The 23,946-nt window shown below is 63.7% G+C and carries 22 protein-coding genes; 19 read left to right on the forward strand and 3 right to left on the reverse strand.

Translation table 11 applies throughout. The features are described from left to right. The first annotated feature begins 545 nt into the window (after window positions 1-545). The 14 genes from RBJ75_RS27375 (at window position 546) to RBJ75_RS27440 (ending at window position 15,709) form a co-directional block, all read left to right on the forward strand. Window positions 546-842, forward strand: a complete 297-nt coding sequence (locus RBJ75_RS27375) for an STAS domain-containing protein (RefSeq protein WP_234707355.1) — start codon at window positions 546-548, stop codon at window positions 840-842. 1 nt (window position 843) lies between these two features. Continuing rightward, on the forward strand, window positions 844-1,209 hold the full coding sequence (locus RBJ75_RS27380) for a response regulator (protein ID WP_044408454.1): 366 nt from the start codon (window positions 844-846) through the stop codon (window positions 1,207-1,209). Continuing rightward, window positions 1,206-3,290, forward strand: coding sequence for a chemotaxis protein CheA (locus tag RBJ75_RS27385; protein ID WP_276156310.1), 2,085 nt, complete (start codon window positions 1,206-1,208; stop codon window positions 3,288-3,290). The genes RBJ75_RS27380 and RBJ75_RS27385 overlap by 4 nt, the downstream gene beginning before the upstream one ends. Further along, the gene (locus tag RBJ75_RS27390) at window positions 3,280-3,825 is read left to right on the forward strand and encodes a chemotaxis protein CheW (protein WP_080900873.1); all 546 of its coding nucleotides are present in this window, start codon (window positions 3,280-3,282) and stop codon (window positions 3,823-3,825) included. Before RBJ75_RS27385 ends, RBJ75_RS27390 begins: the two co-directional genes overlap by 11 nt. Before the next feature lie 53 nt (window positions 3,826-3,878). Then, window positions 3,879-6,236 (forward strand): methyl-accepting chemotaxis protein, encoded by a 2,358-nt coding sequence (locus tag RBJ75_RS27395; protein WP_044405860.1) that lies wholly within the window; start codon window positions 3,879-3,881, stop codon window positions 6,234-6,236. Window positions 6,237-6,303: 67 nt separating this feature from the next. Beyond that, window positions 6,304-7,131, forward strand: coding sequence for a CheR family methyltransferase (locus RBJ75_RS27400; RefSeq protein ID WP_044405858.1), 828 nt, complete (start codon window positions 6,304-6,306; stop codon window positions 7,129-7,131). Next, window positions 7,128-7,766 (forward strand): chemoreceptor glutamine deamidase CheD, encoded by a 639-nt coding sequence (gene cheD / locus RBJ75_RS27405; protein WP_080900871.1) that lies wholly within the window; start codon window positions 7,128-7,130, stop codon window positions 7,764-7,766. The genes RBJ75_RS27400 and cheD overlap by 4 nt, the downstream gene beginning before the upstream one ends. 8 nt (window positions 7,767-7,774) lie before the next feature. After that, window positions 7,775-8,836 (forward strand): chemotaxis response regulator protein-glutamate methylesterase, encoded by a 1,062-nt coding sequence (locus tag RBJ75_RS27410; RefSeq protein ID WP_044405856.1) that lies wholly within the window; start codon window positions 7,775-7,777, stop codon window positions 8,834-8,836. A 10-nt stretch (window positions 8,837-8,846) separates the two neighbouring features. After that, window positions 8,847-9,968 (forward strand): methyl-accepting chemotaxis protein, encoded by a 1,122-nt coding sequence (locus tag RBJ75_RS27415; RefSeq protein WP_234707312.1) that lies wholly within the window; start codon window positions 8,847-8,849, stop codon window positions 9,966-9,968. Window positions 9,969-9,978: 10 nt separating this feature from the next. Continuing rightward, window positions 9,979-10,278, forward strand: coding sequence for an STAS domain-containing protein (locus RBJ75_RS27420; RefSeq protein ID WP_044405854.1), 300 nt, complete (start codon window positions 9,979-9,981; stop codon window positions 10,276-10,278). Between the two features lie 4 nt (window positions 10,279-10,282). Then, window positions 10,283-10,942, forward strand: a complete 660-nt coding sequence (locus tag RBJ75_RS27425) for an ATP-binding protein (protein WP_044405853.1) — start codon at window positions 10,283-10,285, stop codon at window positions 10,940-10,942. Continuing rightward, window positions 10,939-12,258 carry a PP2C family protein-serine/threonine phosphatase gene (locus tag RBJ75_RS27430; RefSeq protein WP_080900869.1) on the forward strand — a complete coding sequence of 440 codons (1,320 nt, stop codon included), beginning with the start codon at window positions 10,939-10,941 and terminating at the stop codon, window positions 12,256-12,258. Before RBJ75_RS27425 ends, RBJ75_RS27430 begins: the two co-directional genes overlap by 4 nt. Further along, window positions 12,255-12,635: an Hpt domain-containing protein gene (locus tag RBJ75_RS27435; protein WP_044405852.1), complete on the forward strand. Its 381-nt coding sequence runs from the start codon at window positions 12,255-12,257 to the stop codon at window positions 12,633-12,635. The genes RBJ75_RS27430 and RBJ75_RS27435 overlap by 4 nt, the downstream gene beginning before the upstream one ends. Then, a complete protein-coding gene (locus RBJ75_RS27440; RefSeq protein ID WP_052628814.1) occupies window positions 12,632-15,709 on the forward strand; it encodes an ATP-binding protein in 3,078 nt (1,025 codons plus the stop codon). Before RBJ75_RS27435 ends, RBJ75_RS27440 begins: the two co-directional genes overlap by 4 nt. Window positions 15,710-15,754: 45 nt before the next feature. On the opposite strand, the gene RBJ75_RS27445 is transcribed toward RBJ75_RS27440, so the two are convergent. Continuing rightward, complete coding sequence (locus RBJ75_RS27445; RefSeq protein WP_044405851.1) at window positions 15,755-16,528, reverse strand: gamma-glutamyl-gamma-aminobutyrate hydrolase family protein; 774 nt, start codon at window positions 16,526-16,528, stop codon at window positions 15,755-15,757. A gap of 358 nt (window positions 16,529-16,886) precedes the next feature. Between RBJ75_RS27445 and atzF the strand changes: the two genes are divergently transcribed. From atzF to RBJ75_RS27470, 5 genes are all read left to right on the forward strand, one after another. Then, entirely contained in the window at window positions 16,887-18,686 is a 1,800-nt protein-coding gene (gene atzF / locus RBJ75_RS27450; RefSeq protein WP_044405862.1) for an allophanate hydrolase, read from the forward strand. Window positions 18,687-18,970: 284 nt separating this feature from the next. Beyond that, a complete protein-coding gene (locus RBJ75_RS27455; protein WP_044405850.1) occupies window positions 18,971-19,786 on the forward strand; it encodes a ubiquinol oxidase subunit II in 816 nt (271 codons plus the stop codon). 20 nt (window positions 19,787-19,806) lie between these two features. Further along, a complete protein-coding gene (locus tag RBJ75_RS27460) occupies window positions 19,807-21,870 on the forward strand; it encodes a cbb3-type cytochrome c oxidase subunit I (protein ID WP_044405848.1) in 2,064 nt (687 codons plus the stop codon). Next, the gene (locus RBJ75_RS27465) at window positions 21,867-22,493 is read left to right on the forward strand and encodes a cytochrome c oxidase subunit 3 (protein ID WP_044405846.1); all 627 of its coding nucleotides are present in this window, start codon (window positions 21,867-21,869) and stop codon (window positions 22,491-22,493) included. The genes RBJ75_RS27460 and RBJ75_RS27465 overlap by 4 nt, the downstream gene beginning before the upstream one ends. After that, entirely contained in the window at window positions 22,490-22,804 is a 315-nt protein-coding gene (locus tag RBJ75_RS27470; RefSeq protein ID WP_044405844.1) for a cytochrome o ubiquinol/quinol oxidase subunit IV, read from the forward strand. The genes RBJ75_RS27465 and RBJ75_RS27470 overlap by 4 nt, the downstream gene beginning before the upstream one ends. Window positions 22,805-22,818: 14 nt before the next feature. On the opposite strand, the gene RBJ75_RS27475 is transcribed toward RBJ75_RS27470, so the two are convergent. Further along, the gene (locus RBJ75_RS27475) at window positions 22,819-23,553 is read right to left on the reverse strand and encodes a GntR family transcriptional regulator (RefSeq protein ID WP_044405842.1); all 735 of its coding nucleotides are present in this window, start codon (window positions 23,551-23,553) and stop codon (window positions 22,819-22,821) included. Beyond that, window positions 23,550-23,945 carry an oxalurate catabolism protein HpxZ gene (hpxZ, locus tag RBJ75_RS27480; protein WP_044405840.1) on the reverse strand — a complete coding sequence of 132 codons (396 nt, stop codon included), beginning with the start codon at window positions 23,943-23,945 and terminating at the stop codon, window positions 23,550-23,552. Before hpxZ ends, RBJ75_RS27475 begins: the two co-directional genes overlap by 4 nt. Between the last annotated feature and the right edge of the window lies 1 nt (window position 23,946).

Below are 23,946 nucleotides of genomic sequence, written 5' to 3' on the forward strand. Positions count from 1 at the left end.
CCTCTCGATGACGGAGATAACCGAATATTGCGTTATTATCCGCGGAAATGATCCGTTAGGAGGTGTTTTCGCGGGTGAATCGAATGTGCCCCGTATCAGTACGAGGCGTCAGCGATCGGGAGCGGATGACTCGTGGGGATGCAAGCCCGAATGTCAGCACGGGGGAATCGTCGCTACGATCCGATTCGTCAATGAGTCAGATGTGGCCGACGGCTTGATACGTAGTAATACGTGATCTGGTCTATCTGACGGTTGATGAGATTGCGGAATCCGAATTGTTGAATCGCGATAAATGTAACGGACTACGTGCTCGTAGTTGTACGATCAACGAAGTTAACTACTCGCCAACAAGTTCGGGCCAGATTGCGATCTCGATAATCAGCGCCACTCGTCTGCATTGCGGCCAGTGTCGATAACGGATGAGGCGCCCCATCACACGTGCCGCGTGAAAGGAATGGCGCTCAGCGATTTCTCGCAGGCGGCAAATCTTCGTCGGCTGCGGGCAGGTGAGGCAGACGAGCGTAATTGGGCAAGGGGCAATCGTCGTGACAATTTTTTCCTCTCCAGATTCGGATGCGAAATGCCTGCCGCAAATGCTCGATCTGCCGCAGGCCAATGGTCTGAGGGACGACCTGATCCAATTGCTGGCGCAGGGCGCCGTGGTGCTGGATGCCGCCGCGGTCGAACGGATGTCGACGCCCTCCGTGCAAGTGTTGCTGGCGGCCGGGCGCGCCGCCGACGCAGCCGGATCGGAATTGCAGATCGTCAACGCCTCCGAGGCGTTTCGAGCGGCGATCGACGATCTCGGGTTGCGAGCCGAATTCAAGAATTGGGTGATGTGAAATGGCGAAGCGAATACTGACGGTCGACGACTCCAAGACCATGCGGGACATGGTGGCGTTCACCCTGAAAAGAGCCGGATTTGATGTCGCCGAGGCCGAGGACGGCAAGGCCGCGCTGGTGGTGCTTGGCGCATCCAAATTCGACCTGATCATCACCGATCTCAACATGCCGAACATGGACGGCATCTCGTTGATCAAGAACGTGCGGGCGGCCTCGTCGCATCGCGCGGTCCCGATCCTGATCCTGACCACGGAAAGCGACGGGACCAAGAAGGCCGACGGCAAGGCCGCCGGCGCGACCGGCTGGCTGGTCAAGCCGTTCAGCCCGGAAAAATTGATCGAACTGGTTCAACGCGTATGTCCATGAACCAGGAAGGCGAGGGATATCCGCTCGCGCAGTTTCGCAAGACCTATTTCGAGGAATGCACCGAACTGCTCGATGCGTTGCAGACGAATCTCGATCTGCTCTCGAACGGCAGCGGCGATGCCGAGATTTTGCACGCCATCTTCCGTTCGGTTCATTCGATCAAGGGCGGTGCCGGTGCGTTCGGCTTCGCCGAGCTGGTCGCGTTCTCCCATGTCTTCGAGAGCCTGCTCGACGCCATGCGCGAGCAGAAGGTGTCGTCGGGGCCGGAGATCGTGCAGCTGCTGCTGCGCGCCAGCGATGCGCTCGCCGATATCGTCAACGCCGCGCGGACCGAGCAGGCGCTGGACGCCGGTTTCGGTGCCGAGATCGTCGCCGCGATGGAAGAGGTGCTGGCGGGCGCGGGGGATGGTCCGGCCGAAACCGATGGAGCGCCACCGCTCGACGCAGGCGGCCCCGAAGTCACCGGCGAGCGGCGTTATCGGATCGCTTTCACGCCTCACACCGAAATGCTGCAGAAGGCCAACGAGCCGCTGTTGCTGGTGCGGCAATTGCGCCGACTCGGCGGCGTCAGTGTCGAGGTCGATTGTTCGTGCGTGCCGGTGCTTGCGGCGCTCGACCCGGAGGCTGCCTATCTGAGCTGGACGTTCATTCTCGACACCGGCGCGCCGCAGAGCGCCATTCACGAAGTATTCGAATTCGTCGAGGACGATTGCGAGCTGCAGGTGACGCCGCTCGACGTCGAGGCGCCGGCGCCGGCCGCGGCCGCCGCGCCGCCGGTGGGCCCGGTCGCGGCGGTTGCCGTCAAGGTCGCCGAGCCCGCCGCCGCGGCGCCGACGGCGACGCAATCGATCCGCGTGGATGTCGACAAGGTCGACCGGCTGGTCAATCTGGTCGGCGAACTGGTCATCACCCAGGCGATGCTCACCGAGCAGGGCACGCTGCTGCCGGCCGATCACTATCCGGCTTTGATCCAGGGCATCGAGGCGCTGGCGCAAAGCGCGCGCGAATTGCAGGAAAGCGTGATGGCGATCCGCGCCCAGCCGGTCAAATCGGTGTTCGCCCGGATGCCGCGGGTGGTGCGCGATCTCGCAGCCACGCTCGGCAAAGAGGTGCGCATCGTCACCGCCGGGGAAATGACCGAAATCGACAAGACCGTCATCGAGCAGCTCAACGATCCGCTGACGCATATGATCCGCAACGCGCTCGATCACGGCATCGAGGGGCCGGATGACCGGGTCGCGGCCGGCAAGCCGCGCCAGGGCACCATTCATCTGTCGGCCGCGCAACGCAGCGGGCGCATCGTCATCGAGGTCTCGGACGACGGCCGCGGCATCAACCGCGAGAAGGTGCTGGCCAAGGCGCGGGATCGCGGCTTGGTGGCGCCCGGCGCGTCGCTCAGCGACGAGGAGGTCGACAATCTGATCTTCCTGCCGTCGTTTTCCACCGCCGAGGTGGTCTCGAATATTTCCGGCCGCGGCGTCGGCATGGATGTGGTCAAGCGCAACGTGCAGTCGCTCGGCGGCCGCATCACCGTGCATTCGCGGTTTGGCGCCGGCTCCCGCTTCACGCTGTCGCTGCCGCTGACGCTCGCCGTCGTCGACGGCATGGTGGTGTCGGTCGGCAAGGAGACCTTCATCATCCCGCTCACCGCGATCATCGAAAGCCTGCGCCCGCGACCGGCCGACATTCACCCGGTGGTCGGCCGCGGCGATGTGTTGGCGCTGCGCGGCGAGTATCTGCCGCTGATCCCGCTGCACAAATGCTTCGACGTCGCCGGGGCGATCGCCGATCCGTGCAGCGGCATCGTAATCGTGGTGCAAAGCGAAAGCGCCGGCCGCGTCGGCGTGATGGTCGACGAACTGCTCGGCCAGCAGCAGGTCGTAGTGAAGAGCCTGGAGGCCAATTACGACCCGGTCGACGGCATCAGCGGCGCCACCATCCTCGGCAACGGCCGGGTGGCGCTCATTTTGGACATCGCCCGGCTCCGCGAGATCGATGCCGAACCGCGACCCGAAAAGCCATCCCCCATTCACCCGGTCGCTATCAGCGCGCCGCGAGAGGAGATCACCCATGCAGCCTGATCAGACGTCGATCGCCGGTTTCGCTCAGGACGATCTCGATGCGCCGCCGGGTGGCGAGAATCGGCAGCAATTCATCACCTTCACGCTCGGAGCCGAGGAATACGGCATCGACATCATGGTGGTCCGCGAGATCAAGGGCTGGACCGACACCACGATGATTCCGAACGCGCCGGTTCATGTCCGCGGCGTGATCAATTTGCGCGGCGTCATCGTGCCGATCTTCGACCTGCGCGCGCGGTTCGGAGTCGGCCTCACCGTCCCCACCAGCATGCATGTGGTGATCATCGTCGCGGCCGGTACGCGGACCATCGGGCTGCTGGTCGATACCGTGTCCGACATCATCTCGATCGATCCGAAGGCGATCCGGCCGGTGCCCGAAATGGGACTCCCGACCGAGGATCAGTTCCTCGAAGGATTGGTGGCGATCGATAACCGGATGGTCACGCTGGTCTCGCTGGCTGGGCTTTTCGGGAATTCCGCCGAAGCCAGCAAGCGACACTTCAAGGGCGATGCCGCGACGTCGAAGGCCGCCTGATCCGAGCGTTCCAGTCAATTGAATCGCTATCCAAAACAATCGAGGACACCGTCATGATGCACGAATTGGACGCCCAGGACGATCTGGATGTGGCAAAGCCCGCGCCCGTCAAAGCCAGCAAGAAGAAGGCAAAGCCCGCCGCGGTGAGTTCAGCGACGCCATCGTCGGGCGCCGATCGCAAATGGCGCAGCATCGTCGATGCCATCAGCCGTTCGCAGGCCATGATCGAATTCGCGTTGGACGGCACGATCATGGAAGCCAATACCAACTTCCTCACCGTCTTTGGCTATGCGTTGGACGACATCAAGGGGCGGCATCATTCGATGCTGGTCGACCCGGCCTATCGCAGCAGTGCGGAATATCGCGCGTTCTGGGAAAAGCTCGGCCGCGGCGAGCACGATTCCGGCGAGTACAAGCGCATCGGCAATGGCGGCAAGGAAATCTGGCTCGAAGCGAGCTACAATCCATTCATGGGTGCCGACGGCAAGCCCATCGGTGTGGTGAAATACGCGACCGACATTACCCAGCGCGTGATCAAGAATGCCGATGTCAGTGGTCAGATCGCCGCGGTCAACAAGTCGCAGGCGGTGATCGAGTTCGGCCTCGACGGCACGATCCTGAAGGCCAACGATAACTTCCTGAACGCGGTCGGCTACGCGGCGGCGGAGCTGGTCGGTCAGCACCACTCGATGTTCGTCGATCCATTGTATCGCGGCAGTCCCGATTATCGCATGTTCTGGGACAAGCTCGGACGCGGCGAATATGATGCCGGCCAGTACAGGCGATTTGGCAAGGGCGGCCGGGAAATCTGGCTCGAGGCGAGCTACAACCCGATCCTCGGCCCCGACGGCAAGCCCTACAAGGTGGTGAAATACGCCACCGACATCACGGCTCAAACCGTCAAGAACGCCGATTTCAGCGGTCAGATCGAAGCCGTCAACAAGGCCCAGGCCGTGATCGAGTTCACGCTCGACGGCAAGGTGCTGCGCGCCAATGACAACTTCCTGAATACGATGGGCTACGTTTCCGCCGAATTGGTCGGGCAACACCACTCGCTGCTCGTCGAGCCGGCCTATCGGCAGAGCACCGACTACCGGATGTTCTGGGACAAGCTCGGCCGCGGTGAATACGACGCCGGGCAGTACAAGCGGGTCGGCAAGGGCGGCAAGGAAGTCTGGATCCAGGCCAGCTACAATCCGATCATCGGTCCGGACGGCAAGCCCTTCAAGGTGGTGAAATACGCCACCGATATCACCCTACAGGTCAAGGCGACCGAAGCGCTGCAGGCCGCCGTGCAGCAGACCCAGGACGTCGTCAACGCGGCGAAGGAGAACGATCTGCGCCACCGCGTCCCGCTGGAAGGCAAGACCGGTGAGATCGCGCAGCTGTGCGAGGGCGTCAATGGCCTGCTCGACACCATGTCGACGATGATCGGCGAAATTTCCGAGACCTCGCACACGCTCACCACGGCAGCGCGCGAGATCGCCACCGGCAACACCGATCTGTCGCAACGCACCGAAGAACAGGCCGCCAGTCTGGAAGAGACCGCAGCCAGCATGGAGGAGCTGACCAATACGGTCAGGCAGAATGCGGAAAACGCCCAGCAGGCCAACAAGCTCGCCTCGTCGGCCTCGGACGTCGCGTTGAAGGGCGGTTCGGTGGTGGCCGAAGTGGTGCAGACCATGGACGGCATCACCCATGCGAGCCGCAAGATCGCCGACATCATCGGCGTGATCGACGAGATCGCGTTCCAGACCAACATCCTGGCGCTCAACGCGGCGGTGGAAGCCGCGCGCGCCGGCGATCAGGGGCGCGGCTTTGCGGTGGTCGCCGCCGAAGTCCGCAACCTGGCTCAGCGCAGCGCCAACGCCGCCAAGGAGATCAAGGGGCTGATCTCGGATTCGGTCTCCAAGGTGGAATCCGGCTCGCGCCTGGTCGATACCGCCGGCAAGACCATGGAAGAGATCGTGCAGTCGGTGAAGCGCGTGACCGACATCATGGCGGAGATCTCCGCGGCCTCGCAGGAGCAGCGTGGCGGCATCGAACAGGTGAACAACGCCGTCACCCAGATGGACAAGGTCACGCAGCAAAATGCCGCGCTGGTCGAGGAAGCGGCCGCGGCTGCCAAATCGATGGAAGACCAGACCAACTCGATGTCGGAGATGGTGAGTCAGTTCCTGCTGTCGGAAGGCTTCGAGGGTAGTCACCACGCGCCGGCAAAGGGCGGCATGAGGCCGACCGGCAATCCGGTCGTCGATCGGACGCTGCGCTCGGCCAAGGAACCGGTATCGGCGATCCGGTCGCGGCCGTCGGCCCATGGCGGCGAGAGTTCCAGACAGCAGCGGGTCGAGGAGGAGCCGGTGCGACGTCGCGTTGCGGCGGGCGGCGATACCGACTGGAAGCAGTTCTAGGCGAGGCATTGGCGCCGGTTCATCGCGATGAACCGGCGCATCAGGCGACCGTGGTGAGGAGAGTTTCGTGCAGCAGGACTATGTTCTTCAGGACGGCGACTTCCGCAAGATCGCCAATCTGGTGATGGAGAAGACCGGAATCGTCTTGAGCGAAAAGAAGCGCGCCTTCATTCACGGGCGGCTCGGTCGACGGCTGCGGATCCTGGGCCTGGAGGATTTCAGCCAGTACTGCCGCCTGCTGGAGAGCCGCGCCGGCGAAGACGAACGTCACATGCTGATCAACGCGGTGACCACCAACCATACCAGCTTCTTCCGCGAGGAGCATCATTTCGACTACCTCACCAAAACGGTGTTGCCGACCATCGCAGCCCCATACGGCAACAAGCCCGGCCGGCTGCGGATCTGGTCGGCCGGCTGCTCGACCGGGGAGGAGCCGCACACGCTGGCGATGATGCTGCGGGAATTCCGGCCGTCGCTGGCGGACTGGGACGCCAAGATCCTCGCCACGGATCTCGACACCAACGTCGTCAGCCACGCCGCCACCGGGCTTTATGACGCCGATCGGCTCGAGACGATCCCGGCCGCCTATCGCAAGCGTTACGTCACGGTGGAAGATGACGGGCGATTCCGGATCAACGACGAAGTCCGCTCGCTGATCAGCTTCGCTCCGCTGAACCTGCTGGAAAAATGGCCGATGAGCGGCCCGTTCGATGTGATCTTTTGCAGGAATGTGGTGATCTATTTCGACAAGCCGACGCAACGCACGTTGTTCGATCGCTATGCCGAATTGCTGCGGCCCGATGGCTGGCTGTTCATCGGCCATTCCGAGAGCCTGCTCAACGTCACCAATCGGTTCAGCCTGGTCGGGCGCACAATCTATCGCAGGACGTCATGAGCCGGCATTCGCGCATCCACGGGGTCAAGCCCGCAGGCGACGCCGCGACGCAGTCCGGCGTGCGGCGCTATCGCGATCCGCGGTTCGACGCGACTGCGGTCAAGGTGTTTCCCGGTGAGCACTATGTGACCGCGGTCGCCGACGAAATGCTCGTCACCATCCTGGGCTCCTGTGTCGCGGCCTGCATCAGAGATCCGCTCGCCAATGTCGGGGGCATGAATCACTTCATGTTGCCGGAAGCCGCGGGCGCCGGCTGGGACACCGCGTCGGATACGATGCGTTACGGCAACGTCGCGATGGAACGCCTGATCAACGATATCCTGGCCCGGGGCGGCTCGCGCCAACGTCTGGAAATCAAGGTGTTTGGCGGCGGCAATGTGATGCGCGGGACCACCAATATCGGCCACCGCAACGCGGAGTTCGTCGAGAGTTATCTCGGCGCGGAGAATCTGCCGATCGCCGCCCATCACCTGCGGGGTAACCTGCCGCGCCGCGTCCATTATTTCCCGGCCACCGGCAGGGTCATGCTGCTCGAATTGCAACGCACCGAGGAGGAAGCGGTGGTCCGCAGCGAGCGCAACTACAAATCAAAAATCCAGGTCGAACCCGTGGCGGGTTCGGCGGAACTGTTTTGAGGTCGACCATGCAGCCCATTCGCGTACTCATCGTTGATGACTCGGCCTTCGTCCGGCAGGTGCTCACCGAATTGCTGTCGAGCGACCCGACTATCCTGGTGGTGGGCGCCGCGCCGGACCCGATCGTTGCCAGGGAAATGATCAAGGCGCTCAATCCCGATCTGATCACCCTCGATATCGAGATGCCGCGGATGGACGGATTGGCGTTCCTCGAGAGGATCATGGCGTTGCGGCCGATGCCGGTGGTGATGATTTCGTCGCTGACCCAGAAGGGCGCCGACGCGGCGCTGCGGGCGCTGGCGATGGGCGCGGTGGATTACATCGCCAAGCCGATGATCGGCTTGAGCGAAGGCTTCCAGGCGCTGAAGGACGAGATCATCGCAGTCGTGAAGGTTGCGGCCAAGGCAAAAGTCCGGGTGGCCTCGCCAGACAGGGCGCCGATGGCGCGCCTCGGCACCGGCCAGCACTACAGCTCGTCCGAGAAGGTGATCGCGGTCGGCGCGTCGACCGGCGGCGTCGAGGCGTTGCAGGAATTGCTCACCGCGTTTCCGGCGGATTCGCCGGCGATTCTCGTGACCCAGCACATGCCGGCTGCCTTCACGGCTGGTTTCGCCAATCGGCTCGACCAGTTCTGCGCGGTGACCGTGAGCCAGGCCAAGGACGGCGAGCGGGTGTTGCCGGGCCACGTCTACATCGCGCCCGGCGGCTTCCATATGGAATTGGCGCGCTCGGGCGCCAACTATGTGTGCCGGATCGGCAGCCAGCCGCCGGTGTCCGGACATCGGCCGTCGGTCGACGTGCTGTTCCGCTCGGTGGCGAAGGCGGCCGGCGCCAATGCGGTCGGCATCATGCTGACCGGCATGGGCTCCGACGGCGCGCAGGGAATGTTGGAAATGCGCCGAGCCGGCGCCTCCACGATCGGGCAGGATGAAGCGAGCTGCGTGGTTTACGGCATGCCGAAGGCGGCGTTCGATTGCGGGGCGGTCGAGATCGAACTGCCGATCCGGAAAATCGCCCAGCAGGTGCTGCAGAATTGCGAGGCTTTGGCGGGCCGCGGCGTGCGGGTGTGACATGCTCGCAATGAAGAAAAAGCGCTCCGCGCCCGTCGAGATGGCGCTGCCGCCGCCGGCCGCGGAGCCGTGCGAGTCCGTCGCCACCGACCACGATGCGCTGTTGCGAAGCTGGATGTCGCTGGCGGAGATGCAACAGCGGATCATCAAGGTCCTGACCGCCGAAATCAGCCAGACCTCAGGCTTCGTCGAGACCGAGGCGGACCAGCTCAGCCAGAAGTTTCAGACCCTCGCGGTCAGCGCGCAGCAGCAGACCGAGCGAGTCCAGAGCCTCACCAGTCTGGCGCAGGTGGTGGAGTTCGAGAACCAGAATTTCGCCGTTCAGGATATCGGCTCGTTGCTGGAGCAGACGCTGACCGACGTCGTCTCGAAAATCCTGATGCTGTCGAAGGATTCGATGTCGATGGTCTATGCGCTCGACTCGCTCGGCATCAACGTCAAGCGGGTCGACGCCTGCATGGTACGGCTCGAGCAGATCAACCGCACCACCAACATGCTGGCGCTGAACGCCCGGATCGAAGCCGAGCGGGCCGGCGAGGCCGGCAACGCATTTCGCGTCGTCGCCAATGAGGTGCGCGAATTGTCGAAGGCCACCGACTCGCTCGCGGCGACGATGAACACCGAGCTCAAGCTGGTCCGCGAAGGATTGACCTCCGGCCAGGAGACCTTGCGTCGCGTCGCGACCATCGACATGTCGGACAATATCCTCGCCAAGGACCGCCTCGATTTGCTGATCGGCGCGCTGGCCAAGCGTAGCGCGCAACTGAAGACCACCGTCGACAGCGCGATCAGCGAGGCCGAGATCATCTCCGGCGTGGTCGACGGCATGGTGACCGGGATTCAGTTCCAGGATCGGACCAAGCAGCGGCTCGAACACGTGGTCGAGACGCTGAACGTGATCGGCGAGGCCGTCGAGGAAGTCAAATCCAGCACCGTGGCCCTGGTGCCGGAGCTGTCCGAATTACAGCCGGCCGACATGGAATGGGTCAGGAAATTGCTCGATCGTTACACGTTGAGCGAGGTGCGCGAGCGGTTCATCGCGCAGGTTGTCGATGGGCACACGTCGCCATTGCCCGAGCAGTCCTTGGCGGAAAGCGAACCGGCACACGGCGGATCAGTCGAACTATTTTAGGGAGAGTCAAATGCGCTTCGTATTCAAGGGCAGCGATGCCACGGTGTCCCTCACCGGCGAACTCACTTTCGTCGATCATCAGGCATTTCGCGAGGTCGCGGACCGTCTGGGCGCCTCCACCGGCAAGACCATCGTGATCGAGCTTGCGGACCTCGAATTCATCGATTCGGCCGGCCTCGGAATGTTGTTGATCGCGCGCGAGGAGGCCCGCAAGACGAACCGGACGCTGGTGCTGCGCGGCGCCAAGGGGCAGGTCGGGCGGATGTTCGCATTGACCAAGTTCGACACGCTGTTTTCCGTGGAGGCGTAGCGCGATGGCGACAGTCGCTGACCCCGAGATAGCAACGGCAGAACTCGAATCCAGTACCGTATGCTGGGACGGGCTGGCGGAAACGTCGCTGGCGTTGTCGCTGCTGCCGCCGGCGAGGGTCTGCGTCGAGCACCATCTGATCGTTTCACAGAAATGGCAGTCGCGCCCGCGCGCGGTCTGCCGACACTTGGGATTGGTGCTGACGACGCGCTCGGCCTATCGTTGCATGGTGGCCAAGCCGTTCGTCGATGCGATCGCGGAGCGGATCGAACTGTCTGCGGACGTCCGGGAGCGGGCGCATACGGCGCTGCAGGAAGCGGTGATGAACGCGGTGCTGCATGGCAATCTCGGGCTCGACTCCGCTTTGCGCGATGATCTTGCCGGGATGGACAAGACCCACGCGACGATCGAGGAGCTGCTGTTGACGCCGCAGGTGGCGCTGAGCGCATTGCGGATCGACGCGATCTGGAACAGCCACCATCTCATCATCATCGTGCGCGACAGCGGCAATGGCTTCGACAGAAAACAGCTGCCGACGTCGGAGGAATGGATGGCCTCCGGCCATATCGGCAGCGGCAGGGGGCTGATGATCCTCGAGGCGTTCTGCGACCGTCTGGCCCTGCTGCGCGGGGGCACCGTGATCAGGCTGGGATTCCATCTATGAACCAATCGGTCGACAGAAAATCGGGCGGCGAAAGCGTGGTTCGAACACGAACCAGCAAGAGCATTTTCGTGTCGAAGATCCTGATCGTCGACGACGACCCGCTGTCGTGCCGGTTGCTCGAGGCGATCCTGAAGAAGCATCAATTTCGCAACCTCCGATTCGCAGACGGCGGGATTTCGGCGCTGGAGCAGATCGACAGCTTCCGGCCCGATCTGGTGCTGCTCGACATGCAGATGCCGGATCTCAGCGGCCTGGAAGTTGTCGAACGGGTGCGCCAGCGGCCCGAGCTGATCGACATGGCGATCCTTGCGCAGACCGCCACGGTCGACCGCAAGGAAATGGGCACCTTGTTCATGGCGGGGGTGTCCGACTTCCTGTCGAAGCCGATCAATCCTGCGGAGCTGATCTCGCGCGTCGCGGTGCATCTGGAGCGTCAGACGCTGTTGCGCGAATTGCGCGACTATCGCGGTCGGACATCGCAGGAGCTGGAGGCCGCCCAGCGCATGCAAGCCGAATTGCTGCCGGGGCCGTTGCTGCAGCAGGAAATCGCCCACGAGGCGGGGCTGCGGATCGGCTGCTATGCCCGTCCGTCGTCCGAAATCGGCGGCGACCTCTGGGGGCTGCTGCCGATCAGCGCAGGCGTCTTCGGCATATTCCTCGCAGATTTTGCCGGCCACGGCGTCACCGCGGCGCTGAATACGTTTCGGCTGCACGCGCTGATCCACGAATACCGGGCGTTGCACGGCGAGCCGGTCGAGCTGGTGACGATGCTCAACGAACGGCTGGCGCGGCTGCTGCCGCCCGGCCAGTTTGCAACCTTTCTCTACGTCGTGATCGATAGCGAAGCGGACCTGCTGCGCTATGTTTCGGCGGGGGCGCCGCCGCCGATCGTCACCACGGGCCGCGACGGACCGTCGGAATTTGCGGAGGCCAACGGCGTGCCGCTGGGCGTCGCGCGGGGCGTGCAATACGATCTGCACGAACGGCCGTTCACGCCGGAGTCGCGTTTGCTGCTGTTCAGCGACGGCCTGCCGGAATTCCCCGACGATTATGGCGACCGGATCGGTGACGATGGGCTGCTGGGTGCGATCTCGGTGGCGGATCCGGAATTGACCCCCCATGAGGTCATCGAGCTGGTCTGCAACGTCGCGGGGATCGGTCCTGAGAGTGCGCTGCCTGACGACACCACCATTATTTGTATCGATCGTCGCGTTCCGAGCTGCGAGAGCCCGGGTGAGCGGTCGCTGTTTGACGACGACTGGGAGACGCTGTCGCCCGGCCAGGCCGGTGCCTTGGTGTTGGAGCAGCAGCAATGACGACCGGCCAAACGGACGACGGGCTGTTCGACGAGGCGCAGATCGGAATGCTGCGGGATGCGATCGGTCCGGATGATTTGTTCGCGATGCTAGCCGCGCTGCCACCTGCGGCCGCGCAGTCGCTCGCCGCGATCTCCGTCGCATTGGACTCGAACGACGTCGCGCAGGCCAAGCGCGCGGCCCACCTGCTCAAGGGCTGTGCAAGCACGTTCGGCGCATCGGGTCTGGCGGCGATCGCCCGCGAGATCGAATTGGAGCTGCCGTCGATCGAGACGATCCAACATCGGATGCCGGCCCTGATCGAGACGTTGGACCGGACCACGGCGGCATTGAAGGGGGTAGCCGGCGTCACGATGCAGGAGCATGGCGGATCGTGAGCCTGACACCGGATGATTTCGAGCCCGAGGTCGATGCAGAACTGGAGGAGCGGGAGGGGAAGTTTCCGATGATCGCTGCCGCCACCCTGTTGGTGGTGCTGATGGTCGTCGCCGCCGTCTTCAATATCTGGACCTTGCGCCAGCGGGTCGAGCGGGAGACCAAGGACAGCCTGTCGAAGATCGTTCTCGTGACCGCGGAACAGACCTCCCGATCGTTTCAGTCGGTGGTGTTGGTGCTCAATGACGTGGTCGAGCACCTCTCGGAGCAGCGGCTCGACACCCCGGAGAATTTCCGATCGGACAAGGATATCCGCCCGGTCCACCGGATCCTTGCCGATCGGGCGTCCCACCTGTCGCAAGTCACCAACATCATCATTGCCAACGCCGCCGGCGAGTTGGTCAGCACCTCGCGGTCATGGCCGACGCCGGTGATGTCAGTCGCGGGTCGCGAGCAATTCCGCCATTTGCGCGAACATGATGATGGCCAGATTTTCATCTCTCAGCCGGTGGTGAGCAAGCTGGACGGATTATGGACGATCTATGTGGCTCGCCGCATCAATGACCGCGAGGGGCAGTTTCTCGGCGTGGTTCAGGCCGCCATGAAGCTCAACCATCTGGAGCAGCTCTATAAGGCCGTGTCGTTCGAGCAGGGCGGTTCGACGTCGCTGATCAGGAGCGACGGCGCCTTGCTGGCGCGTTACCCGGTCGATGAGAGCATGTTCGGTCGGCGCCTCGCAACGACTGACGAGAAGGTCAAGGCCGCGATCAGGAACGACGATTTCGCAATCACCGTCGGGCTCGACGGGGTGGTTCGCTATGTGGCGCTGAAACGGGTCAACAACTTTCCGCTTACCATTGCGGCCGCGGTGACCAAGGACGCGATGCTTGCCTCCTGGCGTGAAGACGCGGCGATCTTGCTGTTCGGCGCGTTCGGCGCCGTGGCAGGTGTCTTGATGCTGCTATACGCCTTGGCGCGACGGATACGCCGCGGCCGCCAATCCGAATTTCTTTTGGCTCGGCAGAATCGCAAAATTGCGCGCAGCCGGCAGCTGCTGCTCGACGCGCAGCGTGTCGGCAAACTCGGCCATTGGATTGCGGACGCCGCCGGCAGCAACGCGGCATGGTCTCCGCAATTGTTCGAGATCGCCGGATTGGAGCCGGCCGCGGCTGTGCCGCTGGAAACCGTGATCTCGCTTATTCATCCCGATGACCGTCAGCAGTTTCTGGCATTGCTTGAAAAATACGACAATCGGACGGGGCACCTGAGCGTTGAACATCGCTGGGTCCGACCGGATCACAGCGTCCGGTGGGTGCGCATGGAGGCGGATCCCCGGCTGGATTCCGACGGGAGCGTCATCGGCCTGTTTGGCATCGTGCAAGACATCACCGAACGCAAGCAGGCGGAGGAAGCGGCGCTGGCGTCCCAGCACTTGCTGTCCGATGCCATCGAATCGATCTCCCAAGGCTTCGTGCTTTACGACAAGGACGACAGGTTCGTGGCGGCGAACAGCCATTTTCGCGATATGTTTCCTGCCTTGGCGAGATTGATGAGTCCGGGGCGCAGCTTCGAGGAGATCCTGCGCGCCGCCTACGACAATGGTCTGGATGGCATCGATACCGACGGGCTGGATTGGGAGGCCTGGATTGAGCGTACCTTGGCCTGGCACAAGACGGTGGAGCAGCCGCTCGAACGTTATTACGCGAATGGCCGCTGGATCAGGATGGTGAACTACAGGACGTCGGACGGCGGCCTTGCCGGACTGCGCACCGACATCACCGATTTCAAGAAGATTGAAAGGGCGCTGGAGCAGAAGGTCGATGATCTCGAAAGGGTCCGCATCGATCTGGAGGCGCAAAAGCGCGAGCTGGTGCAGACCTCGGCGGATCTGACCATCGCCAAGGAAGCGGCCGAGGCGGCCAGCCGCGCCAAGTCCGACTTCCTGGCGATCATGAGCCATGAGATCCGCACGCCGATGAGCGGCATGGTCGGGATGATCGACCTGCTGCGCGATACGTCGTTGACCGAGGAACAAAGACGCTACGCGGCGCTGGCCAAGGAATCCGCGGCCGGCCTGCTCAGCGTGACCAACGACATTCTCGACTTCTCCAAGCTGGAAGCCGGCGAGGTGAAGCCGGAAGCGATCAATTTCGATGTCGAGCATCTGATCGGTGGCGCGGTGTCCTTCATGACGGCGAGGGCCGAGGAGCGGGATCTGCGGATCAACGAGATTCTCGCGCCCGATCTGCCGAAATGGATGATCGGCGATCCGAGCCGGATTCGGCAGATCATCCTGAACCTCGTCAACAACGCCATCAAATTCACCGAACACGGCTTCGTTACAGTCTCGGCCTCACATCGCGACCTCGGCGATGGAAACATTGAGCTGCGCATCGAGGTCGCCGACAGCGGGATCGGCATTCCACCGGAGGTGCAAGCCAAGCTGTTCAATCCGTTCGTTCAGGCCGACACCTCGGTGTCGCGCAAATATGGCGGCTCCGGTCTCGGCCTGGCGATCTGCAAGCAGCTCTGCGAAATGATGAGTGGATCGATCGGAGTCCGCAGCGGCTATGATCAGGGCAGCACGTTCTGGTTCGTCGTCCAGGGCAAGCTTGGCGAAGCCCCAGCGGTCATTAGCAAGGCGATCGAGCTGGTGGTTGACGGAGACCTGTTCCTGCATATCCTGCTCGCCGAGGATAGTCCGATCATCGCCAGTCTGGTTTCGACGCTGTTGGGTAAGCGCGGCTATAGCGCCGACATTGTCGGCAACGGCAAGCTCGCGGTCGCCGCGGTTCAGCAGAAGGCCTATGACCTGATCCTGATGGACGTGCAGATGCCGGAGATGGACGGCATTTCGGCGACGAAGGCGATCCGGGCCTTGCCCGGACCGCAGCGGAACATTCCGATCATCGCGCTCACCGCCAATGCCTTTGCCGGCCAGCGCGAAACCTATCTGGCGGCCGGGATGAACGACTATGTGACCAAGCCGATCCAGCCGACGGAATTGTTCGAGGCGGTCCGTCGCTGCGGTCAGCAAACGCCGGCGTGGATCGTCGAACCGGAAATGTCGCATTGAGAGCGGCAGGGCGCGGCAGCTCTGCCGGGGGCGGCGCAGGCCGCGCTATTTGCTGTCCCTGTAACTGCGCAGCGCTTCGCCGAACTTCTGAAACAATGCGCGGTTGATCGGGTTGCGTTGCGGATCGTATTCCGCATGCCATTGCACGCCGAGCGCGAACCCCGCGGCGTCGGCGATCCGGATCGCCTCGATCGTGCTGTCTTCGGCGACGCCCTCGATCACCACCCGTTCGCCGGGGTTGAGGATGCCCTGGCCATGCAGCGAGTTGACCTTGATCACGTCGCGTCCGAGCAATTCGGCGAACAGGCCGCCCTTCAACAGACGGACCTCGTGGCGATCGGCGAACACAACTTCGGCGTCCGGATGAATCTCGCCATTCGCCAGCCGCGGCATCCGGTGATTCATCCGCCCCGGCAAGTCGCGAATCTCGGGATGCAGCGAGCCGCCAAAGGCGACGTTCATCTCCTGAAATCCCCGGCAGATTCCAAACAGCGGCACGCCGCGCTCGACGCAGGTCCGCACCAGCTTCAGCGCCAGCAGGTCGCGGGCATTGTCATAGGGCTCGTGACGGGGATCTGGTTCGGTGTTGAAATGGGCGGGATGAACATTGGCGCGGGCGCCCGTCAGCAGGATGCCATCGACCAGCGCGAGCAGCTCATCGACATCGGTGAGGTCGTCCATGCCGGCGAACATCACCGGAAAGGCGTCGGCCACCTCGTCCACCGCGCGCAGGTTGCGTTCCCCGACATGCTGGACCGCATATCGATTTTCGACGAGATGTGAATTCCCGATCACGCCGACCACCGCTCTGCGGGCCATTCGAATCCTCCCTGATCAACCGCGCGACCATACAGCCACGATCGGAAAAATCGAGCATCACGATCGGCGATCTGAGGATTCCGCCGATGTGCGATCTCGCTCCGCATGGCTTGCAGCCATCGCATACGGCCCAGACGCCACCAGGCGGTCGCTTTTCGCGCTCAGGCGCGCCATACGGCCTATGGTCGTGACCGCGCTTGTGCATGCGTCCTATGCTGCGTCCACCGCCCTTGTTCGGGCCGGCCCGATTGGGCAAAGTGGCCCTTAATTTCTGATCCGGAGACAGCTTGCTGTGCCTGAGATACGGCCCGGTTGGCTCGGACAATTCGGATTGCAGTATCGGCCCTGGAGCGAATTCGTGCCTGAAACCGTCGAAGCGATTGTTGCCGCGCATCGTGCCGGAACCCTGACGCCGGCGCAGACCGTGGCGCGCAGCTATCAGCGGATTCGCGCTTATGACGATCCGGCCGTGTTCATCGCATTGCGCGACGAGGCCGAGGCGCTGGTCGAGGCCGTGGCGCTGGCGGGCAGGGATCCGGCGCAGCTGCCGCTCTACGGCGTTCCCGTTGCGGTGAAAGACAATATCGACGTGCTGGGCTTGCCGACCACCGCGGCCTGTCCGGCGTTTTCCTATCTGCCGGCGCGTGACGCCGGCGTCGTGGCCCGGCTGCGCGCCGCCGGCGCCATCGTGATCGGCAAGACCAATCTCGATCAATTCGCCACCGGCCTGGTTGGTGTGCGCTCGCCCTACGGCATTCCGCGCAATGCGGTGCGCGCCGACCTGGTCCCGGGCGGATCGAGTTCGGGATCGGCGGTCGCGGTGTCGGCCGGCCTGGTGCCGCTGGCGCTCGGCACCGATACCGCGGGCTCGGGCCGGGTTCCGGCGATGCTCAACAACATCGTCGGGCTGAAGCCGAGCCTCGGGCTGATCTCGACCGCCGGCGTGGTGCCGGCGTGCCGGACACTGGACTGCGTCTCGATCTTGTCGCTGACGGTCGACGACGCCATCACCGCGCTCGGCGCGATCGCCGGGCCGGACGCCGACGATCCTTATTCGCGCGCCCGCCCGCTGGCGCCGCTCGGCGGTTTTCCCGCTCAGCTCCGGCTCGGCATTCCGCGCAACGGGCAATTGCTGTTCTTCGGCGACAAGGTTTCGGAGCAGGCCTATGAGGCGGCAATGCAGCGCTGGACCGCGCTCGGCGCGACGCTGGTCGAGTTCGATCTCGAGCCGCTCTACGAGACCGCGCGGCTGCTCTATGACGGGCCGTGGGTGGCCGAGCGCTATCTGGTGATCCGCAACCTCCTGGCCTCCGCGCCCGACGCGGTGCATCCGGTGACCCGCGAGATCACCATGGCGGGCGCCGATCTGTCGGCGGCCGACACCTTCGCGGCGCTATATAGGCTGCAGGCGCTGCGCAAGCATGCCGATCGCGCCTTCGCGGCGATCGACGCCCTGGTGCTGCCGACCGCGCCGACCGCCTACACCACCGCACAAGTGCTGGCCAACCCGATCGAACTCAACAGCCGGCTCGGCACCTACACCAATTTCGTCAATCTGCTCGATCTCTGCGGGTTGGCGTTGCCTGCGGCGATGCGGGCCGACGGCATTCCGTTCGGCGTCACGCTGCTGGCGCCGGCCGGGCGCGATGCGCAGCTCGCCAGCATCGGCCGGGTGTTTCATGCCGATACCGGGCTGACGATGGGGGGCCGGGGACTGCCGCAGCCATCGCTCGCGGCGGTGTCACCCGCGCCGCAAGCCGACGAAATCCCGATCGCCGTGGTCGGCGCGCATCTGTCCGGCATGGCGCTCAATGGCGAGCTGCGGGCGCTCGGCGCTCGCTTGCTGCGCCCTGCTGCGACCGCGCCGGACTACAAGCTTTATGCGCTGGACGGCACCACGCCGCCGAAGCCTGGCATGCTGCGGGTCGCGCCGGGCGCCGGGGCGAGCATCGCGCTTGAATTGTGGTCGCTGTCGGTGGCGGCATTCGGCAAATTCGTCGCGGCCATTCCGGCGCCGCTGTCGATCGGCACCATCGTGCTGGATGATGGCGACAGCGTCCAGGGTTTTCTGGTCGAGGCCGCGGCGGTCGAGGGCGCCCGCGATATTTCGTCATTCGGCGGCTGGCGCGCCTTCATGGCGCAGAAGGCCGCGGAGTGATCGCGCGGTCGCTCCGCCGCTGCCAGCACAAGCATCGCGGCGTTGGGGGCGGGGCGCTGTGCTTGGCGGCGACCGCGATCGGCGATAAATTGGCAACGTGGTCAATTCGAAGGAACCCGGATCAGTCGATCGGGTTCACCATGAAGCCGCCACCAAAGCCGGCCATCTGCAAATCTCAGTAAAAGGCCAGTCTCAGTGTGATCAACACAGCCTTGTCTCTTTGGTCCGGTATTCCGGCGGGCCGGCGGATCCCAGCATCGTGCGTTCGGATTATTGTTGTCGCGATGCTGCCCTTGCTGCTGGGTGGATGCGGGGTGCTCGAGCGCGGCGTGATGAACCATGCGGGGCCGATCGCCGAAAGTCAGTGGCATCTTTATCTGATCGTCGGGGCCGTGTTGATCTTCGTCGCCGGCCCGGTGCTGCTGCTGACCCCGATCATCGCCTGGCACTATCGCCTGTCGAACAAGCACAGTGCGTTCAGGCCGCAATGGGTCTTTTCCTGGCCGCTCGAGGGCCTGATCTGGATCCCGCCGATCGCCATCGTCATCGGCCTGTCCTTCGTGATGTGGCACTACACGCAACGGCTCGATCCCTACCGGCCGATCGCGTCCAACCAGCCGGCGCTCGAGATTCAGGCCGTCGGATTCGACTGGAAATGGCTGTTCATCTATCCGGACCAACATGTAGCGCTGCTCGACAAATTGGTGATTCCGGTTGGCCGGCCCGTTCATATCAGCCTGACCAGCGGCACCGTGATGCAGTCCCTGATGATCCCCCGACTTGGCGGTCAGATCTACGCGATGGCGGGGATGACCACCCAGCTCAACCTCGCCGCGTCCGAGGCTGGGATATTTCGCGGCGAGAACACCCAGTTCAACGGGGAGGGTTTTCAGAATCAGAAATTCGATGTGACCGCGTTTGCTGCGGACGATTTCGAGCGCTGGCTGGCCGACGTGCAGGCGGCTTCCCATCCGCTCGACGCCTCTGCCTATGCGGAGCTGTTTGAAAAATCGACTCCGCCGGCGCCGATCGATTTCTCGTCGGTGCCGGAGGGCTTGTTCCAGCGCATTCTCAAACAGTCCCGGGAGCCGAGATCGTGACCGCAGGGATCTGGCCCGCCATGCTGGGCCGCTTCAATTGGGATGCGCTGCCCTTCGTCCGCGCGTGGGAGCACCCCACCGCCAGCGAGATCATCGGCGCCGGTGCGGCGCTGATGGTGATCGTCGGCGCCGTCGTCGTCGTGGCGCTGATCACCTGGTTCGGCAAGTGGCGCTATCTGTGGTCGGAATGGTTCACCAGCCTCGATCACAAGAAGATCGGCATCATGTATATCGTGCTGGCCTTCGTCATGCTCAGCCGCGCGCTGATCGAGGCGGTGCTGATGCGGATGCAGCAGGCCGCGGCGATCCAGGATTCCGGCTTCATCGCGCCGGATCATTTCGCGCAGCTGTTCAGCACGCATGGCAGCATCATGATCTTTTTCATGGCGATGCCGTTTCTCACCGGCGTCATCAACTATGTCCTGCCGCTGCAGATCGGGGCCCGCGACGTGTCGTTCCCGCTGCTGAATTCGATCAGCCTGTGGCTGACCGGCGGCGCCGCCGGCCTGATGATGGTCTCGCTCGTGATCGGGCGGTTCTCAACCGGCGGCTGGAGCGGCTATCCGCCCTATACAGAGCTCGCCTTCAGTCCCGATGTCGGACCCGACTATTGGATCTGGGCGGTGACGCTCGGCTCGCTCGGCTCGACGCTCACCGGGCTCAATTTCGCCGTCACCATCTACAAGATGCGCTGCCCGGGCATGGATTTGATGCGGATGCCGCTGTTCGCGTGGACGGCGCTGTGCACCAGCATCCTGATGATCTTCGCGATGCCGCCCCTGACGGTGGCGACCGCGCTGCTGGCGCTCGATCGCTATCTCGGCTTCCACTTCTTCACCAATGATTTCGGCGGCAATATGATGAACTATGCCAATCTGTTCTGGCTGTTCGGTCATCCCGAAGTCTACATCCTGATCCTGCCGGCCTTCGGGGTCTATTCCGAGGTCGTCTCCAACTTCTCCAGCAAGGAGCTGTACGGCTACACCTCGTTGGTGCTGGCCACCATGGCGATCGCCGTGCTGTCGTTCACGGTCTGGCTGCATCATTTCTTCACCATGGGACAGAGCGCCAATATCAACGCGGCGTTCGGCATCGCCACGATGACGATCGGCGTGCCCACCGGGGTGAAGATCTATGATTGGATCTGGACGATGTTTCGCGGCCATGTGCGCTTCACCGTGCCGATGCTGTACTCGCTCGCCTTCATGATGACCTTCGTGCTGGGCGGCTTGACGGGAATTATCCTGGCCTTTCCGCCGCTCGATTACCTGGTCCACAATACTCTGTTCCTGGTGGCGCATTTCCACAATATGCTGATCCCGGGGCTGCTCTATGGCATGCTCGCGGCCTATCACTACTGGTTTCCAAAGGCGTTCGGCTTCCGGCTCAACGAGAGATGGGGGCGGATGTCCTTTGGCTGTTGGGTGATCGGCTTCTATCTGGCGTTCACGCCGCTTTATGTGCTGGGCGCCGCCGGCGTGGCGCGGCGGACCCAGGGGATGTTCGATCCGGAATTCCGGCCATGGCTCTATGTCGCTGGTCTTGGCGCGCTGGTGCTGCTGGCCGCGCTGATGTCGCTGTTCGTGCAGCTGTGGGTCAGCATTCGCGACCGCGATGCCAATCGCGTGGTCGCCGGCGATCCGTGGGACGGGCGCGGCCTGGAATGGTCGACCTCGGCGCCGCCGCCGGAATATAATTTTGCTACGATTCCGCACGTCGAGGCGCGTGACCCGTTTTACCGACGCAAGCGCTCCTTGGCCGATCCCTATGCGCCGGCGCCATCCTACGAAGACATCGAACTTCCGCGCAACACGATGGTCGGCCCGGTGCTCGGGGTGGTGGGTGCGGCGACGGCGTTCGGCCTGGTCTGGCATATCTGGTGGCTGGCGATCGCCGGTGTCCTGACGATCGTCGCGACCGTGATCGCGCGCAGCTTCGCTCGCGACGTCAGTAAGATCATTCCCGCCGAGGAGGTCGCGCGCACCGAGACACGCTGGCTGCAGGCGGTGGCGGCGGCGACGCCGATTCCGCGGGAAATCGAGATGACCTCCGCAAACCAGGGGCTGGCGGAGGTGACCGGATGAGTTCGAACGAAGTCAAACATGCCGGCCTCAATCTCGGCGACACCGACGAAGCGACGCATGACGAGGCCGGCAGCGCGATATTCGGCTTCTGGGTATTCCTGATGAGCGACGCGGTGATGTTCGCGTTGCTGTTTGCGACCTATGGGGTGATGTTGTCCGCCACGGTCGGCGGCCCGACCCCGGCTGGCGAGTACAAGATCGTCCCGGTCTTTATCGAAACGCTGATCCTGCTCACCAGCAGCTTCACCTTCGGCATGGCGTCGGTTGCCATGAAGCACGGCGCGCATCGCGGCCAGCTGATCGGCTGGTTGGTGGTGACGCTGCTGCTTGGACTGGCCTTTCTGGGCATGGAGCTGAACGATTTCGCGACGATGTTCGGCGACGGAGCCTATCCGACCCGCAGCGGCTATCTGTCGTCGTTCTTCGCGCTGGTGCCGCTGCACGGCCTGCACGTCTTGTTCGGGAGCATCTGGATCGTGGTGATGATCGTCCAGGTGATGGTGTTCGGTCTGGATGCCCGGGTGAAGATCAACATCCTGCGGCTCGGGCTGTTCTGGCATTTTCTCGATATCGTGTGGATCGCGATTTTCTCCGTGGTCTATCTTCAGGGGCTGATCCGGTGAGCGAACCGAACGATAGCAAACGGGATGAGATTCGCTCCTACGCGATCGGCTATGGCCTGGCGCTGCTGTTGACCTGCGCGGCGTTCGCCGCGGTGCGCTGGCCTGTGGCTGCCGCGAGCACCACGCTGGCGATCGTGCTCGGCCTGGCGCTGGTCCAGATGGTGGTCCAGTTCCGCTTCTTCCTGCACATCACCTTGCGGAAATCGGCCCGCGACGATCTTCAATTGATCCTGTTCTCGACTCTCATCGTGGTCCTGATGGTGTCCGGCACGCTTATCATCCTGGCCAATCTGCACCACCGGATGATGTAGCGGTCGGTCGGGACCTACTTCGACTCCGCATAGGTTTCATATTCGCCGCGGACCAGCCCGATATGGGCGCGCATCGCCGCGGCGGCGCCGGCGCGGTCGCCGCGCATGATCGCCACCACGACGCGGTCGTGTTCGAGCTGCGACTTCGCCAGCCGGCCGAGATTGCGGAACTGGGCGCGGCGGAACGGCTGCACCCGAACGCGGGTCGCCAGCGTGATCTCGGCGATATAGCCGTTATGCGAACCGGCATAGATCGCATTGTGAAACCGCTCATTGACCTCGTGGAAGCGCTCGGGATTGCCGGCGTGGCTCAGCCCCCGGAGTTCCTCGTGGATTGCCTCCAGCGCGTGGCGCTCCAGCGGCGGCATCCGCTCGGCAGCGAGGCCGGCGCACATCGCCTCCAGCTCGGCCATTGCCTCGAACATCTCGGCCAGTCGCGCCGGCGACGGCCGCGCCACGACGGCGCCGTGATGCGGGCGGGACTCGACGAGGCCGGACGCCGCGAGCTGCCGCAGCGCCTCGCGCACCGGTGTCCGCGATACGTTGAAGCGTGCCGCCAAGGTGGTCTCGTCAAGCGCCGCGCCCGGCGCCAGCGCGCCGCGCACGATGTCGTCGGCGAGTTGGATGCGCAGATCCTCGGCGCGGGTGATCTTGCCGGGATTCGCCCGGACGGCCCGGCCGATCGGTTCGGTGTTGCGCTGCCGCGGCGCTCCCGCGTGGGGCGGCACCGGGATGTCGTCGACGCTCATGTCGTGTCCCGCGTATCCTCGATGATGCTCACATGCGCGGCGACGATACGCCAGCCCTCCGAAAAGCGTATCCAGGTCTGCATCTGCCGCCCGACCTTGCCCGGCACCGTGTCGCGGTAGAACAGTGTCGAGGCCACAGCGGCATCGCGGCCATAGCTGGTGATGACCGTTTCGGCGGTGCGGCGCATCAGGCCGACCGGCGAGCGGGCGGCGCGGAATCCTTGGATCGCCGCATAGCCGTAGAGGTTTTCGCCGATGCCGTAGCGCAGCGTCCGCGGATCATTGCGAAACAATTCGCCGAGCGTGGCGGTATCATTGCTGACCAGCGCGGCCTCGTAGCGCGCGAAGGCGGCGCCGACTTCGGCCAGCACCTCGGGAAGGTCGATCTCCATC

Source organism: Rhodopseudomonas sp. BAL398 (assembly GCF_033001325.1).
Lineage (GTDB): Bacteria > Pseudomonadota > Alphaproteobacteria > Rhizobiales > Xanthobacteraceae > JARJEH01.